We start from the raw sequence: 15,363 nt of genomic DNA, 5'->3' as shown, positions 1-15,363 counted from the left end.
CGATGCTTGGCGAACTGGGCACGCACCAGACGCATCGGTCAGCCTTTCGTAGGAGGTGCTCAGGCGATGACGAAGCTGGGGCGCAACAACCCGGCGGGGTCGTACTTACGGGCCAGCCGCAGCAATCGGTCACGGCGCTCGGCGTCGAACAGTTCTGCGGCGGCGCGTCGGTCGGGTCGTCCGAGAGTGAAGTTCGGCGAGCTGCCTAGGGCGGTCCCGGACCAGCCGGCCAACAGGTCATCCTGCATTGCCCGCGCACTTGCCGCGTCGGTGGTCGGGGACACCACGCACAGCAGGTACTTCGCCTCGCGGTGGCTGACCGCGTTCGGCACTCTCGGCGGAGTGGACAGCGCCCCACCGAGATGACGAACCGAAATGATGCAGTGAACCGACCGGCCCGGCGCCGACAGGGCGATGGCGTCGCGGAGGCGTTCCTCATCGATCGCCCGCAACAAGACATTGTCGGCGACGTACGCATGCGGCTGATCTGGTTCGCTGAAGACGGTGTCGGATCGCCGGTACGGGATCTCCCGCAAGCCGTCGTAGGCGGGTTTCAACGCCCGCAACGGGGCCACCAACTCGTCTGCCTCCGCTGCTGAACCCAGGTAGGCGATCTGGACATGGGCCATGTGCCGCTCGGCAACTTCAAGCGTGGTCATTGCCGAGGTCATCTCCGGGGGCATGGTAGCCGTCCAGCGCAACCAGGTGGAGACCACCTCCGGCGTCTCGCCCAGGTCGAACATCAGACCGCCCCCGACCAGTCTGGCGACCGGCAGCAAAGCCATCTCCAGCCCGGTCACGATGCCGAAGCTCCCGCCACCGCCGCGGAGCGCCCAGAACAGGTCCGGCTCCTCGTGTTCCGAAACCGTCAGCAGGGAGCCGTCGACGGTGACCAGCTCCAAGCGCGTGACATGGTCCGCGGCGAAACCGTAGCGACGTGCCATCAGCCCGATGCCGCCACCGAGTGTGTAGGAGACGGCGCCGACACCCGGCATGCTCCCGGACAGCGGTGCCAGGTCGTAGCGTGCGGCGGCCTCGATCACGTCGCGCCACCGAGCTCCAGCGCCCACCCATGCGGTGCCGGCGTCAGGGTCGACATCGACACCGTCCATCCTTCGCGTCGACACCAACAGACCTTCACCGGCGAGCGGGTCGGCGAGTCCATGTCCCGTGGCCTGGACCGCGATCGGCATCCATGACTCCGCGGCGTGCCGGACGGCCGCCACGACATCGCACGCGGCCCGTGCCGCCACCACTCGGGCCGGCTGATGCTGCTCCCGCAACTGGAAGCCGGCACGGTGCTCGTCGTACTCGGCAGACCCTGGCTGGTACGCCACCGGCGATTCGGCATCGGTCGTGTTGGCACTCATCGTGAACACCTTTCTGGATCGGGGGTGCGTGCGCGCCCAACGGCGAACAGGCAGCTCGCAGAGGCGCATCCACCAGCCTCACCGAGATATGCGCCGCATCGTGTCGCAATTTCCTGAAAAACTCAGGGCGTGACGCCAGACCGCTTCTTCTCCCTGATGCTGCTCCTCGAATCGAGGGATGCAGTGACCACGCAGGAGCTTGCCTCGGCGCTCGGGGTGTCCCTGCGGACCATCAACCGGGACCTGAACTGGCTCCGCGACGCCGGTCTGCCGGTGACTGCACAACGGGGCCGCGTCGGGGGTGTGACCTTGCTGCCCGGGTCCGGGCTCGACCTCACGCGGCTCACGCCGGGCGAGCGTGATCATCTCTCGCTCACCGGGCTGGACGAGAAGCAGCGTGCGGAGCTCGACGCAGCGGGCGAAAGCCGGCACGCGCTCTCCAAGATCGCCGCTACCCAGTCACGTCGAGGTCATGAACTCCTGCCGCTCACCGACGTCGTACACGTGGACAGCCGCCCCTGGCTCCGGACACGGCCTTCCGGCACGACTCCGGCTTCACTGATCGGCACAGTGCGGCGAGGCCGCCGACTACGGATCGAGTACGACAGCCCACGCGAGCCAGGCCCACGCAACCTGGTCGTGGATCCCTACGGACTGTTCGCCAAGGCCGGCATCTGGTATCTCGTCGCCGACCGTGCCCAAGTACCGCGGATGTACCGACTCGAACGGATCACGGCATGGAAAGAAGTCGACCAGCCACGACGGATCCGCGAGAACCAGACCCTGGCCACAGTCGCCGCAGCGCTCGTCGATCAGTGGGAACACGACCATGCGATAGAGGTCAGCGCCACCATCCACCGAACCCAGATCGAGCGAGCGCAACGGATCTTCGGCCAACGACTCGTCCCGCTCGACCATGAAGCATCCGCCACCGGCCACAAGGTGACGATCCGCTTCCCGCATCTGGAAGACGTGCGAGCACTACTGCCGTTCGGAAGCACCATCACCGTGCACGGCCCCACGGAAGCCAGGGCCCACCTCTGCGCCCTCGCTACGGACCTGGCCCACCACTATGCGCCGTCACCAACGTCCTGACCCGCAAGGCAAGGACGGTTATCCGTCGTCACCGCCGGCTACGGGCCAGAGGCCGGAATATCGGCCTCGGCCAAGCGCAATCGGGCCAACGTAGCTATGAGAGCGTCTAGTTGGGACAGGCTACCGAGTGAGGCATCGTAAGGGCGCAGTGCGGCGGGCGTGGCATCGCTCCGTAGGGCGCTCAACGGCAGAGGGAAGAGACGCGAAACAGCACACTTGCCGGAGCCGGTGCGCGGCGGGCCCGCACCGTCGGCGACGCTCAACCGTTCACCGTGATCGGCGAGTCCGGTGGGCCGTCCTTCAGCAAGGACGCCATCAGTTCCGGCAGTTCGGTAGGCCGCACCACATCCGAGGTCGTGGCCAGTTCGGCCGCGGTCCACCAGCGGTGCCCTGTGATCGCGGCCTTCTCGATCTCCTCGAATGCCGACGTGTCGACCTCGAACGCAGGTACCCGGGCCATGTAGTAACGCTGGCGAACCTCGTAGGCGATGCCGTCCCGGACCGTAGTCCACGGACGTCCTCGCCATATCTCAGGACCCAGCGAGACATTCGTCAGCCCGGTCTCCTCCCGCAACTCCCGCAGGGCTGCCTGTTCATGGCTTTCGCCTGGTGCAAGTCCGCCTCCAGGGGTGAACCAGCGGACGGAACCGTCCTCTTTGTTCCTGGCGGAGAACAGCAGCAGCCGATCGGCGTCGTCCAGCAACACCACGCGCGCACTTGGGCGCGGCACCAGCCTTCCCTCCGGCATCACCACCTCGTCAGGTTAGAGGCACGCTCCGCGACTGCCGACCGCAGGGGCGCCCGGGTCGGCCGTCACGCAACTGTGGGCAGAGCCAACATCGCGTCGTGCGCAGCGTGCCCTGGGGCGTTGCGTGTTGAGGCGGGACATCGGTTCGCGGTTGGTCGCTCGAAGCTCCTCGGTGTCGGTAGGTGTGCAGTCCGGGTTATTGACGTGTCAGCGACAACGGTGGCTTGATGGACAGTACGCAGATGTGGGAGCGCTCCCATAGGCGCGTGCCGCACTCACACTCCGTCCGCTTCGGGAAGGACCCCCGTGCGCAGCAGACATCGTCCGCTCTTCGCCACGCTCGTGGCCGCCCTGTTCGTCCTCACCGCCGGTCTCGGCCTGGCCGGCGCCCCGCCCGCCGCAGCCGCGAGCCCCGTACGGATCATGCCGCTCGGGGACTCCATCACCGGCTCACCGGGCTGCTGGCGCTCCCTCCTGTGGAACCAGCTGCAGAACGCCGGTTACACCGACATCGACTTCGTCGGCACACTGAACGCCCAGCACTGCGCCCTCACGCACGACGCCGACAACGAAGGCCACGGCGGCTTCCAGGCCACCGCCACCGCCGACCAGAACCTGCTGCCTGGATGGCTGGCGACGACCAAGCCGGACATCGTTGTCATGCACTTCGGCACCAACGACGTCTGGAGCAGCATCGCGCCGGACACCATTCTCGCCGCGTACACCAAGCTGGTCGGCCAGATGCGGGCCAGCAACCCGGCGATGAAGGTGCTGGTCGCCCAGCTCATCCCGATCAACCCGAGCAGCTGTGCCGAGTGCGCCGCTCGTACGGTCGCCTTCAACCAGCGCATCCCGGCCTGGGCGCAGGGCATCACCACCGCGCAGTCGCCGGTCACCGTCGTCGACCAGTGGACGGGCTTCGACTCGGCCACCGACACCAACGACGGCGTCCACCCCAACGCCTCCGGCGACGCCAAGATCGCGGCCCGGTGGTACCCGGCACTGTCCGCCCTGCTCACCCCGGGCGACCCGGGGGATCCAGGGGACCCCGGGAGTGGCGGCTGCTCGGCGGCCTTCCGGGCGGTGTCGGTGTGGCAGGGCGGCTACCAGGGTGAGGTGACGGTCACCAACACCTCGTCCACGGCGATCTCTTCCTGGGCGGTGGCCCTCGCACTGCCGACGGGCACCCAGCTCACCCAGGTCTGGAACGGCGCGCTGACCGGGACGACGGTACGCAACGCCGGATGGAACGGCACGGTGCCAGGGGGGCAGAGCACCACCTTCGGCTTCCTCGCGAGTACGTCGGCGGCGGGAACGCCATCGGCGACGGCCACGTGTTCAGCGTCTTAGAGGTCATCGAAGGCTGCCTGGCAGGCGCGGGCCTGACCTCGTCGGCGTGATCGTCAGAAGAAGCCGAAGAAGCGTGCCCACCAGGTGGGCCGCTGAACATGGGAGGGCAGTCGGCTCGGCCCGTCGTAGTCGCTTTCCAGCAGTTCCTCGGCAACCACTACATAACCGAGTTCGACCAACGCCCGGTTGACCTTGGCAAGGTCGGCTTCGTCCAGCTCACCCTCGGCCTGAGCGTCTTCCGTTCCGAGGAAGGCGCCCGGGTTGTCCGCGCAGACCAGCGCCAGTGAGCCGAACTTGCTCAGGCTGACGACGATCCGGGTTCCGCATCGGGTCGCGTCAGCCGGCACGACGACGCGTCCGTACTCGCTGGAGTCCTGGGTGTCCTGCTCATCCGCGCAGCGAGCTGCGAAGTCGCCTTCGAGACGGCTCAGCAGAGCACCGAAGCGGGCTGCGGTCGCGTCACGGTCGTAGTGCTGCGGCCATTCCAGCCACTCGGGATCATCGAGGTCGCGCAGTAACGCCAGCAGATCCGCTTCGCTCTTGGTCATACGCTCATCTTGCCGAGCCGGCGACAAGTGGGGCGGCTCGGGGTACCGCCATGCTCCAAAGGGCGGGTGCGGTGGCGACCGCGTCAATCAGGGCCTGTAGGCGTGCACGCGAACGTACTTCAATGAGTACGCAGACAGAACGGGTTGGTGGGCCCCTTCAGGCCGGGCGACGGCGGCTGGCCTCTTCTGAGTTGCCGTCGGCCACGGCCGCGCCCCGCCCGGCCGTTGGCGCGAGCCGCTCGGCCGCGCCCTCGACCAGCCCCAGGTCGGCCTTGGTGTGGCCGATGGCCGCGTCGAGGAGGAGGGAGACCAGCGGGTCGCCGGTGTGGGTGCGGCGCAGCCGGGTCAGCCCGGCGAGTTCGGAGAGGTAGGTCTGGCGCTGCGCCGCGACGAACTCCTCCAGCGCTTCGGCGCCGAGCGCGCGGGCGCCGAACAACTTGAGGAAGAGCTCGTCGCGGAATCCGCCCGTGCGCACCCACGCACTGGTGGCCCAGTCCCGCACCTCCTGCTGCCCGGCCGGGGTCAGTTGGTAGAGGGTCTTGTCGGGCCGGTCCGGCTGGGCCACCTGGGACCGGGTGACGAAGCCGTCGCGGACCAGCCGGTCGAGGATCTGGTACAGGTGGCCGATGTTGAGGCCGCCCCACTGAGGGCCGATGGCCTCCTCGAAGCGGCCCTTGAGCTCGTACCCATGACTCTTCCCCTCGGTCAGCAGGGCGAGCACGGCGTGGTGCAGCGGCAATTTACACACCTCCTGGATTGTGACAATGTACCGCTGCATTGTCGCAATGTAGGAGGACGGTCAGTGGGCGTGAGGTTGAGGGGCGTGACCCGCCGGTATCCGGGGCTGTTAGCCCTGGATGGCGTCGATCTGGAGATCGGCGACGGTGAGGCGGTCGCGGTCACCGGCCCGTCGGGTTCGGGGAAGTCCACCGTGCTGCACCTGGTCGGCGGCATGGATCGGCCGGACGAGGGGACGATCGAGGTCGACGGCGCCGAACTGACGGTCCGTCAACTCGATGGGCACCGTCGCCGGATCGGGTTCGTCTTCCAGCGTTTCCACCTGCTGCCCGCGCTCACCGTGCTGGACAACGTCCTCGCGCCCGTGCTGCCACGCAAGGTGGACTTCGACCGGCGGGCCCGCGCCATGGAACTCCTGGAGGCCGTCGGCCTCGCCTCCCGCGCCGACGCCCTGCCCTCCGAACTCTCCGGCGGCCAGCAACAACGCGTCGCGACGGCAAGGGCGTTGATCAACCGCCCGGGCCTGCTCCTCGCGGACGAGCCGACCGGCAACCTCGACAGCGCGACCGGCCGGGAGATCATCGATCTCCTGCTTTCCCTGCGCGAGCGCTACGGCATGACGCTGCTGCTCACCACCCATGACCCCGAGGTCGCCGTGAGCTGCGACCGGATCGTCCGGCTGCACGACGGCCGGATCGTCGCTGACGAGCAACTCGCCCCCGATGACGACGTGTTCGACCGGCTCGGAGGCCTGCGCCCTTGATCACCATGATCCTGTCCCAGCTGTGGCGCCGCCGCTCACGCGCCCTGGCGCTCGCCTCGGGCATCCTGGTCGCCGCCACCAGCTTCACCCTGCTGACCGCGACGGTCACCACCAGCCAGGCCCGCACCACCGGCCTCGTCGAGGACAGCTCCCGCTCCGCCTACGACATCCTGGTCCGACCGCCAGGCACCGGCAACGCCGTCGAGCAGGAACAAGGCCTGGTCGAGGCCAACTTCCTGTCCGGCGTCTTCGGCGGCATCACCCTCGGCCAGTACGACCACATCAAGTCCCTCGCCGGGATCGAGACCGCCGCACCGGTCGCCAACATCGGCTACCTCATGGTGCAGAGCACGGTCCCGGTCGACGTATCCGCCTTCCGCGACAGCGACGCGCCCGCCCAACTCCTGCGCCTCACACCGACGCTGAACGCAGGGCTGCGCAACTACCCGGTGGCCGACCAGTACATCTACCTCACCCGCAAACCGATCGTCACGTACGAGAAGTGGAACGAGGCCGACAACACCTGGCCCGGCCTCCAGCACGAGATCGCCGGCGACAAGAAGTACGCGGTGTGCTGGTTCTACAACGAGGACAAGAGGGGAGACACCTTCGACATCCTCGGTGAGCGGCTGCCCCAGCCGCTGTTCGTGTGGAACCCCGTGCCCGAGACGGCCTTCACCCCCGATGCCCGCTCCCGGATGACCTGCGTACCGGGCGACGGCAAGGCCACGGCGCAGATCCCGGTCGCCTACCCGGTACTCCTGTCGGCGATCGACCCGGCCGCCGAGGATCAGTTGGTCGGCCTGGGCGGCGCGGTCACCTCAGGCCGGATGCTCACCGACAAGGACAAGCCCTTCTGGGGGCCCGACGCCTTCGACCTGAACCCCGTGGAGTCCGAACGGCAGCACGACTACCAAATCCCCGTCATCCTCAGCAGCCGAACCCTCACGGCCGGCGCCCTGAAGGCCACCGTCCAGCGGCTCGACGTCGACGACCCCGCCGCCCTGCCCGCCAAGCTGGCCAGCCCCCAGGCCCACGACTACGTCAACGGCCTGCACGGCAGCGCCGCAGGCGAGGTGAGCGCCGACCTCGACGCCGGCTTCCGCACCATCACCAGCGGCGACGACTTCGAGGTCCCCCTGTACTGGACCACCGGCCCCGTCGAATACCGCGCCACCGAGGACGGTCTCACCGCGCGGACCCGCGCCGCCCAGCCGCGCGACCTGTGGCGGACCAACGTAGAGGACGACCTCGTACCGAACGTCCCGGAGGAGAACACCGGCACCCAGTTCCGTGAGATCACCGCCCACGCGGCCACCGACTGCATGGCCTTCAAGACCTGTGTGGGCAAGGACTCCGGGCGCGGCCCCACACCGATCCTGAACATCGTCGGCCGCTACGACACCGACAAACTGCGCGGCTTCTCCGCCCTCTCCCAGGTCCCCCTGGAGACCTACCGATCCCCGCAGGTCACCGGCGCCGACGCGGCCTCCCGCGCCGCCCTCGGCAACCAGCCGCTGCGCCCCGACCGCAACCTCGGCGGCTACCTCAGCCCGCCGCCCACCCTGCTCACCACGCTCGACTCGCTCTCCGTCATCACCCACAGCCGCAGAAAGCCCACCGCGCAGGAGAAGGCACCCGTCAGCGCCATCCGCATCCGGGTGGCCGGAGTGACCGGTGTCGACCCCGCCTCCCGCGCCCGCGTCAACTCCGTCGCCGGACAGATCCGCACCGCCTACCCCAAGCTCCAGGTGGACGTCACCGTCGGCAGCTCGCCCGCCCCGCAGACCGTGGCACTGCCGGGAGGCGTCAAGGTCACCGAGTACTGGGTCGCCAAAGGCGTCGCCCTGAGGATCCTGCGAGCCGTGGACACCAAGAGCGCGGTGCTCTTCGGACTGGTCCTGGTGGTCTGCGGACTCTTCCTCGCCCAGGCCGCCCTGGCCTCCGTACGCTCACGCCGCACCGAGATCGGCACCCTGCGCTGCGTCGGCTGGAGCGCGCCGGAGATCCTCCGCCTCATCCTCGGCGAACTCGCGGTGATCGGACTCGCCGCAGGCATGCTCGGCGCCCTCCTCGCCTACGGCCTGGGCGCCCTGCTCGGCCTGCCCACCTCGGCGGCCAAGGCCTCGCTCGTACTGCCGGTCGCCCTGCTGCTCGCACTGACCGCGGGCGCGCTGCCCGCCTGGCGGGCGACCCGAGTGCAGCCGCTGGACGCCGTCACACCCCCGGTCACCGGCACCCGCCGGGCAGTCGCCGTCAGGTCGGTGGCCGGCCTCGCGCTGCGCAACCTGCTCCGCGCCCCCGGCCGGACCGTGCTCGGCGCGGCCGGCCTGGCCCTCGGCGTCGCCGCGTTCACCGTGCTGCTCTCCCTCACCCTCGCCTTCCGCGGCGAAGTGGCCGGCTCGCTGCTGGGCAACGCCGTCGTCGCCCAGGCCCGTACCGCCGACTACCTCAGCGTCGCCCTGTCCCTGGTGCTCGGCGCGGCCGGCGCCGTGGACGTGCTGGTCCTCTCCCAACGAGAGCGCGCCGCCGACCTCGCCTTACTGAGCGCCACCGGCTGGTCCAGGCGCGAACTCGGCCGCCTCGCTCTGTACGAGGGCGCCGGCCTTGCCCTGCTGGGCGGCATCACCGGAGCCGTCGCCGGACTGGCCACGGTCCTGATGATCGGTCAGGGGCTCTGGGAGGGACGGCTGTTGACGATGAGCGGTGCAGCACTTCTGGCGGCCCTCGCCGGGGTCGGCCTGGTCTGCGGCGTACTCTCCATCCCGATCCGGGCCATGTCCCGTATCGCCCCGGCCCAACTGCTGGCGAGCGAGTGAACGCCGGTCAACCGGCCTTGTGCCACACCCCGAGTCATGGTCGCCGAAAACACGCGAACGTGGCGCCGGGGCGAACTCCACCAGCAACCCCGATCTCAGTGCTTGCAACGGGCGCTTGGCGCGCGACTACGAAATCCGGCTCCCACCGCTCGCGCCGAGGCAATGATCAGCCTCGCCATGACCGACCTCATGTCCCGCTGCCTCATGCGCGCGAGCCGGCCTGGCCTGACGCAGAAATCGAGGAGACTACCGGCGGTCGGTGAACCAAGATTTGAGAATGGAGATGTCGGACGTTACGCGTGCGATAGCGGCTGCGACTTCGGTTGCCGCATCGCTCGGCCTGCCGGTCAGCGGCGCAATCGTGCTCCACAACTCGAACAAGCTGGCACTGCGGTTGACGCCATACGACGTCTTCGCCCGGGTCGCCCCCGTGGGACACGAGGTTGCACAGTTCGAAGTCGAGCTCGCTCAGCGGCTCGTTGAAGTCGGATGCCCGGTATGCCCCTTGGAGCCTCGGACCGACCAGCGTGTGCACACGCGCGATGGCTTCACCGTGACGCTGTGGACCTACTACGAGCCCGTGACACCTCACGTCTCACCAGTCGACTGCGCCAAGGCGCTGGAACTGCTGCACGTCGGCATGCGCAAGGTTGATGTGCCGAGTCCACGGTTCACGGACCGGATCACGGAGGCGGAAGAAGTCGTTGCCGACCCGGATCGCTCGCCGGAACTCGCCGACGCAGACCGCGTCTTCCTCGGCAGCAGACTGGCAAGCCTGCGACGAGCGATCGAGGAGCGCGGCGCCGTGGAGCAACTGCTCCACGGCGAGCCGCATCCAGGCAATGTGCTCAGCACGAAAAACGGCCCGTTGTTCATCGACCTTGAGACGTGCTGCCGTGGCCCCATTGAGTTCGACCTCGCCCACGTACCCGAGGCGGTCTGCGAGCACTACCCGAACATCGACGAAGGGCTGCTCGACGACTGCCGACAGCTTGTCCTCGCGATGGTCGCAGCGTGGCGTTGGGAACTTGGCGACGAGTTTCCGAATGGGAGGCTGTTCGGAGAAGAACTCCTGCGCGCGCTGCACCAGGGCCCTCCCTGGCCGACACTCGACACGATGAACAAGAAGCTGATCAGATCCGGTGATCTGTGACGTTCGGTGAGCCGCCGCGGCCCAGATGATCCAAACGCTTGTTTCGTGTGGCAGATCGAAGTGGTCGGCCGGCATTCGGTTCGCGACTGCCCGACACTCTCTGACCCGCGACGGGGACGACTGCGAATTGCAGGGTGACTTGGGCGCGATCCCTGCTTGGCGCGGGGGTCGTGCAGGATCGCGTTGGGGCGGGGACGTCGCGCCGCGGCGATCCCCGGGTTACTCCTGTGCGTGTCGGATGGCGTCCAGCACGATGTGGGCGACGTGGTCGTCAGTGAGGGCGTACTGGATCTCGCGAGCCTGGCGGTGTGCCGTCACGATCCGGGACGTTCGCAGGACGCGCAGATGCTGTGAGACGAGCGGTTGGCTCACCCCCAGGGCTGCCACCAGTTCATGGACGTACTTCCCGCCCTCCGACAGCTCGCGGACGATGCCGATGCGTACGGGTGAGGCCAGTGCTCGCAGGAGGTCGCTGGCCGGCTGCAGTGCGCGTATCGGTTCGTCCGTCGAGGCTGCCGGGGAGGGCGGAGTCGTCACATGCAAACATTAGCATGTGACGATGATTTTCGGTTCGTGAAGTCGCGGAGCGGGGTCCGGATCAGTGGTCGTCCCAGTGTCCCTCGTGGGCGGCGTGGCGGTGGCCGTCGTGCACGTAGTCGACGTGGTCCTCGTGCGGGACGGCGACGTGGCCGCATCCCTCGCTGTGCTCGTGGTCGTGCCCCTCGTGGGTGGCGTGGCCGGCGGTTGCGCACTCGTCGACGTGGCCGTCATGGGCCTTGTGGACGTGACCGTCGTGCGCGTAGTCGGTGTGGTCGCCGTGCGGGATGGCGACGTGTCCGCAGCCCACGCCGTGGGTGTGGGTGTGGTCGTTGTGGGTGCGGTGTTCGGTGGCCGTGGTCATGTCCGTGCTCCTGGGCGTGCTGTTCGGCGGCCTGGGCGCGGTGCTGCCGCAGGCCGTTCATGGCGAAGTTAATATATAGCAATCCTTGCATGTGTAAGGTGAGGGGAGGGTAAGGCGAGGGTCGGAAGGCGTCGTCAGTGACGGTCGCGGATTCCGAGGCGCAGGCGGTTCGCCTGGTCGAGGAGCTCGGCCACGTGGTCGTCGTAGGGAAGTTGAAGACGATGCGGTGGCTGGTGACCATGCCGCGGGCTCGCAGCGCGCGCAACTGGTGGATGGGGCGGACCGACGCCGTCCCGGCTGCTGATCCTCACCACGCCGCGGCAATGCTCGTATACGCGGTCGGTGAACTCGCCACTGTCGTCGGCATGGAGCATTCCAACAACTCCACGGCGGGCTATGTCTCTTGACCTGGAGAAACGCCGGGTCGAGGCGAGCGCGGAACAGGTTGACCAGGCCCTGGCGCGATATGCGGGACGGCGGCACACCCGGATGACGGTCCTCCGGCAGCCGGGCCGTAGGAGAAGTGACGCGCGCGTCCGTGCCTGCCACTGCGGAAGATGCAGACGAGCGCCCGGGACGCGATTCCGGATCTGGTCTGCACAGTCGTTGTGGATGGTCGATGGCGCAGACCCAGCCGAGGCTGTGGCGCTGAAGTCGTTCTCGCTGCAAATTGCGGTGCGAGAAGAACTCGCTTGCTTGCTGCCGCATGGCCGGACGGTGCCTCCCGACGGGAGTCGGCCGGGCTGACGCTGGGGCCCGTTGCCAGCCGGGCCCCCGGCTTGTCAGCGTGTCACTCGCGGCCCAGGGCGCGGCCCTACCCCACTTCCCCCAGCACACCGTCCGCGTCCATGACCCAGCTTCCGCTCTCCACGCCGTACACCTTCTTGCCATCGAGCCACTTGACGCACATGTGCTGCAGGTCCTGGGCGGGCTTGCGTTCCCAGACCGGGTTGTGGTCCCAGCCCTCGACGCGGATCATCAACTTCTTGGTGCCCGGGATCGCCTGGTAGAGCTTGGGAACGGAGAAGTGCAGCACCGGCCCCAGCTCCTCAGGTGTGTTGGCCGTTCGGTCCTGGTCTCCGTAGACGATGCACACCGGTACGGTGCTGCCGAGCGTGGGGCCGTGCGGGACGGTTTTCGTGTTCCAGCCCCACCAGTAGGTGTTGCGCCACCGCATGACGCCCTCGGGTGCCCCCGCCGTCGTCCCGCCCCACTTCTGGCCGAGGCTGTCACTGTCCATGATGGACTGCCACACGTGGTCGGCCAGCTTCTTGTCGCTGATGGTGCCTTGGAGTCCCGCCTTGCTGGTCAGGTTCATCGGGAAGCCGAGGACCGCGGCCGGCTTGGACTCGGGCTGCGTGGGCAGGCCCGTTCCGGGAGGTGCAGCGAAGGGCGCGGCGGGGTTCGTCGACCATCGACCGTTCGGGGGGAACACGGGTGCGAGAAGGAACAAGCTCGCCACGTCCCCGGGGTGCTGCAGTGTGTACGGACCCATTACGAACGCTGCTGCGGACCAGCCGACGAACGCGATCTTCTCGTTGTTGCACCGCGCCCTGATGAACTTCACGACGGTGGTCAACTCGTCCCAGTCGCTCTTGGAGTTGCCCAGCTGGTAGGCGTAGGTCGCGGTCGGGGAGCAGTTCTGTGTACCGGGATTGGTCTCCAGGAGAGAGCGCTGGGCCGGGTTGGCGTTGCACGGCTCGTCCATCACCTTCGGCCGGTGGGAGCGCCCGGATCCTTGGAGGTCCATGATGTACACGTCGTAGCCCTTGCGAGCCAGGGCCTGCGCCCAGCTGTAGCTGGTGTCCTGGTGCGTGGAGCCGCCGGGCGGAGGGAGCACGAGGTCGCAGCCGGGGAGGGCCGGCACACTCCTGCCGTGGAGCATGAGGACCGGCTTGGGGGTTCCGCCGGATGCGGTGCCTTTGTATTCCCGTACGAAGAGTTCGATCTCCTCGCCGGAATTCGCCGGGACAGTCGATGTGTGCTTGACCTTGTGGTCGTCGGGAGTCAGGTGTGCCATGGCCGCCTCCGATGTCTGTTCGTCCTGGGGAACGGTTGTTCCCGGAGTGGGCAGCATCTCCGCGGCAGCCGAGCGGTTAGGGGAGCTGGAACGGCGGCGCGCACGGACAGTAACTGATCGGGTGGGCGGGCTCCTCCGGTCGGCGGAGAGTGCATCGGCGACTACGCCGACAGCGTCCTGCGGTACGACGATGACGTCGGCGTCGCGGATGGTGGAGAGCCGATGGGTGATCACGAGGCATGTGCGGCATCTCGGCTGTCGCTCGCCCTCGTTGAGCAGGCACGGCGCATCAGGCCTCGGCCGGCCGGCGGTGCTGTGGTTGCCGGAACCGCATCGACGAACACGGGCGGGGCGGCGTTCCTCCGAGCCACTCCGCACGGGACGAACTGCCCCGTTGCCCTGACGGCTCCTCCCAGGCTGTGATCGGCAAGGGGTGCTGATGGACTGACACCGGGGACCCGGTGTGGCGGGTGTCACGTCGACAGAGAAATATCTGATGAGTCAGTTATTGTACTCTCAAGTAAATCGTTCGCGTGAAGCCATCTCCGTCAACTCGACGTCGGGGACGAGGGTGGCGTGCAGGTACTGGTGGCGTACGACGTCGGCGGGGGCGGTGGAGATGGCGAAGTCTCGTCGACGGCGAGAACGTCGTCGTGCTGGCCCACTACACCGCGACCGCCACGGCAAGGCGCTCGACATCCGCGTTGCCCACCACTTCATCGTCCGCTCGAACAGTTCGTGGACACCGCCCTCGTCCGCGACGCCATGACCGACTGAGCCGTACCGAACCCACTGGCAGACAGGAGACACGCATGTCCGCTGCGGACAACAAGGCGCTCGTGATCGCGTTCTACGAGCAGGCCTTCAACGACTACCAGCCCGAGGCGGCCGCCACCGCCCACCTAGGTGAGAGCTACACCCAGCACAACCCCGAGGCGCAGGACGGCCCGCAGGCTTTCGTCGGCTACGTGCACTGGCTGCGCGGGCAGTTCCCCGACCTGCGCCTGGACATCAAGCGCGCGATCGCTGACGGGGACCTGGTGGTCACCCACAGCAATCTGCACCTCAAGCCGGGCGACCGCGGATTGGCCGTCGCCGACTTCTGGCGCGTCGCCGACGGGAAGATCGTCGAGCACTGGGACGTGATCCAGGAAGTGCCCGAGAAGAGCGCCAACGACAACACCATGTTCTGACCCCACGGCAGCAGCACGTCACCCGTGCCATCCCTCGGGTGACGTGCTGTTCCGCTGCGGTGGTCGAGGCTCTCACCCCCCACCATGAACAGCCTTCCCCGCCGACGTGGCCTGCTCGCCGCCGGAGCGGGTGCCGCTTCTCGGACATACGTGCTGGCGACGGCTTCAAGAGCCCTAGAATGACTGACCGGTGTCACGGCAGGCCAGGAGAACAGCAGGCTGCTTCGGCACGTTGGTACTCTCCGCGTCTACGACGAGGAGGGGGCGATAGCCGTGGGAGCAGAACCGTCGAGTCCGCCGAGTCGCTGGTTCAGGGGCACTGGCTTTGGGGTCCTCTTCGGTGGACTGACTGCACTGGTGTCGACCGCTGCGATTGGCAGGGCATGGGCTGCCTGTGACATCGGCAACGGCGTAACCAACGGCATGGCTCTGCTGATTCTGGCGCCTCTCATATGGATCGCCGCTGTGGTTCCGTGGGTGATCCTTCACGGCACCCTCGGAAGACGTCATTACCGGACAGCCCGTACTGCAGGGCTCATCTTCACCCTGTGGTTCACCTGGTTCCTTGTCACATGGCTTGGCATGCCGGATTCCTACCCTGCCCCGTTGTGTCCGGGCAACGTCCCGCCTTGGTGGCCGAGCTTTGTCCCGGCATGAATCCGGCG

At 67.9% G+C, this 15,363-nt stretch carries 14 protein-coding genes; 7 read left to right on the top strand and 7 right to left on the bottom strand.

Annotation, left to right across the window (positions count from 1 at the left end; all coding sequences use genetic code 11):
- Positions 1-59 precede the first annotated feature (59 nt).
- Positions 60-1,370 (bottom strand): FAD-binding oxidoreductase, encoded by a 1,311-nt coding sequence (locus ABKA17_RS46820; RefSeq protein ID WP_353698585.1) that lies wholly within the window; start codon positions 1,368-1,370, stop codon positions 60-62.
- A gap of 129 nt (positions 1,371-1,499) precedes the next feature.
- Between ABKA17_RS46820 and ABKA17_RS46815 the strand changes: the two genes are divergently transcribed.
- A complete protein-coding gene (locus ABKA17_RS46815) occupies positions 1,500-2,465 on the top strand; it encodes a helix-turn-helix transcriptional regulator (RefSeq protein ID WP_353698584.1) in 966 nt (321 codons plus the stop codon).
- Between the two features lie 259 nt (positions 2,466-2,724).
- On the opposite strand, the gene ABKA17_RS46810 is transcribed toward ABKA17_RS46815, so the two are convergent.
- Complete coding sequence (locus ABKA17_RS46810) at positions 2,725-3,213, bottom strand: NUDIX hydrolase (RefSeq protein ID WP_353698631.1); 489 nt, start codon at positions 3,211-3,213, stop codon at positions 2,725-2,727.
- A gap of 306 nt (positions 3,214-3,519) precedes the next feature.
- On the opposite strand from ABKA17_RS46810, the gene ABKA17_RS46805 reads away from it, so the two are divergent.
- Positions 3,520-4,563 (top strand): GDSL-type esterase/lipase family protein, encoded by a 1,044-nt coding sequence (locus ABKA17_RS46805; RefSeq protein WP_502994555.1) that lies wholly within the window; start codon positions 3,520-3,522, stop codon positions 4,561-4,563.
- A 53-nt stretch (positions 4,564-4,616) separates the two neighbouring features.
- On the opposite strand, the gene ABKA17_RS46800 is transcribed toward ABKA17_RS46805, so the two are convergent.
- Both ABKA17_RS46800 and ABKA17_RS46795 read right to left on the bottom strand, forming a co-directional pair.
- Complete coding sequence (locus ABKA17_RS46800) at positions 4,617-5,111, bottom strand: hypothetical protein (RefSeq protein ID WP_353698583.1); 495 nt, start codon at positions 5,109-5,111, stop codon at positions 4,617-4,619.
- A gap of 157 nt (positions 5,112-5,268) precedes the next feature.
- Positions 5,269-5,850 (bottom strand): PadR family transcriptional regulator, encoded by a 582-nt coding sequence (locus ABKA17_RS46795; RefSeq protein ID WP_353698582.1) that lies wholly within the window; start codon positions 5,848-5,850, stop codon positions 5,269-5,271.
- 84 nt (positions 5,851-5,934) lie between these two features.
- Here ABKA17_RS46795 and ABKA17_RS46790 point away from each other — a divergent pair, with 84 nt between their 5' ends.
- From ABKA17_RS46790 to ABKA17_RS46780, 3 genes are all read left to right on the top strand, one after another.
- Positions 5,935-6,612 carry an ABC transporter ATP-binding protein gene (locus ABKA17_RS46790; protein WP_353698581.1) on the top strand — a complete coding sequence of 226 codons (678 nt, stop codon included), beginning with the start codon at positions 5,935-5,937 and terminating at the stop codon, positions 6,610-6,612.
- A gap of 5 nt (positions 6,613-6,617) precedes the next feature.
- Positions 6,618-9,431 carry an FtsX-like permease family protein gene (locus ABKA17_RS46785; protein WP_353698629.1) on the top strand — a complete coding sequence of 938 codons (2,814 nt, stop codon included), beginning with the start codon at positions 6,618-6,620 and terminating at the stop codon, positions 9,429-9,431.
- Positions 9,432-9,708: 277 nt separating this feature from the next.
- The gene (locus ABKA17_RS46780) at positions 9,709-10,584 is read left to right on the top strand and encodes a phosphotransferase (RefSeq protein WP_353698580.1); all 876 of its coding nucleotides are present in this window, start codon (positions 9,709-9,711) and stop codon (positions 10,582-10,584) included.
- 219 nt (positions 10,585-10,803) lie between these two features.
- Here ABKA17_RS46780 and ABKA17_RS46775 read toward each other — a convergent pair whose 3' ends face one another.
- Together ABKA17_RS46775 and ABKA17_RS46770 are read right to left on the bottom strand one after the other, a co-directional pair.
- A complete protein-coding gene (locus ABKA17_RS46775; protein ID WP_353698579.1) occupies positions 10,804-11,121 on the bottom strand; it encodes an ArsR/SmtB family transcription factor in 318 nt (105 codons plus the stop codon).
- A 61-nt stretch (positions 11,122-11,182) separates the two neighbouring features.
- A complete protein-coding gene (locus tag ABKA17_RS46770) occupies positions 11,183-11,485 on the bottom strand; it encodes a hypothetical protein (RefSeq protein WP_353698578.1) in 303 nt (100 codons plus the stop codon).
- Between the two features lie 137 nt (positions 11,486-11,622).
- On the opposite strand from ABKA17_RS46770, the gene ABKA17_RS46765 reads away from it, so the two are divergent.
- Positions 11,623-11,892 (top strand): hypothetical protein, encoded by a 270-nt coding sequence (locus ABKA17_RS46765; protein WP_353698577.1) that lies wholly within the window; start codon positions 11,623-11,625, stop codon positions 11,890-11,892.
- 407 nt (positions 11,893-12,299) lie between these two features.
- Here ABKA17_RS46765 and ABKA17_RS46760 read toward each other — a convergent pair whose 3' ends face one another.
- Entirely contained in the window at positions 12,300-13,505 is a 1,206-nt protein-coding gene (locus tag ABKA17_RS46760) for an alpha/beta fold hydrolase (RefSeq protein WP_353698576.1), read from the bottom strand.
- 812 nt (positions 13,506-14,317) lie between these two features.
- Between ABKA17_RS46760 and ABKA17_RS46755 the strand changes: the two genes are divergently transcribed.
- Positions 14,318-14,698 carry a nuclear transport factor 2 family protein gene (locus ABKA17_RS46755; RefSeq protein WP_353698575.1) on the top strand — a complete coding sequence of 127 codons (381 nt, stop codon included), beginning with the start codon at positions 14,318-14,320 and terminating at the stop codon, positions 14,696-14,698.
- The last annotated feature ends 665 nt before the right edge of the window (positions 14,699-15,363 follow it).

The sequence above is a fragment of the Streptomyces sp. RG80 genome (genome assembly GCF_040446465.1).
In the GTDB taxonomy this organism is placed as follows: Bacteria; Actinomycetota; Actinomycetes; order Streptomycetales; family Streptomycetaceae; genus Streptomyces.
This window is presented reverse-complemented; position numbering and strand designations above follow the sequence as displayed.

Coding starts and splice junctions, on each gene's coding strand:
- ABKA17_RS46800 (WP_353698583.1), bottom strand. CDS start 5,111: ATGACCAAGAGCGAAGCGGATCTGCTGGCGTTACTGCGCGACCTCGAT.
- ABKA17_RS46785 (WP_353698629.1), top strand. CDS start 6,618: ATGATCCTGTCCCAGCTGTGGCGCCGCCGCTCACGCGCCCTGGCGCTC.
- ABKA17_RS46755 (WP_353698575.1), top strand. CDS start 14,318: ATGTCCGCTGCGGACAACAAGGCGCTCGTGATCGCGTTCTACGAGCAG.
- ABKA17_RS46780 (WP_353698580.1), top strand. CDS start 9,709: ATGGAGATGTCGGACGTTACGCGTGCGATAGCGGCTGCGACTTCGGTT.
- ABKA17_RS46770 (WP_353698578.1), bottom strand. CDS start 11,485: ATGACCACGGCCACCGAACACCGCACCCACAACGACCACACCCACACC.
- ABKA17_RS46810 (WP_353698631.1), bottom strand. CDS start 3,213: ATGCCGGAGGGAAGGCTGGTGCCGCGCCCAAGTGCGCGCGTGGTGTTG.
- ABKA17_RS46820 (WP_353698585.1), bottom strand. CDS start 1,370: ATGAGTGCCAACACGACCGATGCCGAATCGCCGGTGGCGTACCAGCCA.
- ABKA17_RS46760 (WP_353698576.1), bottom strand. CDS start 13,505: ATGGCACACCTGACTCCCGACGACCACAAGGTCAAGCACACATCGACT.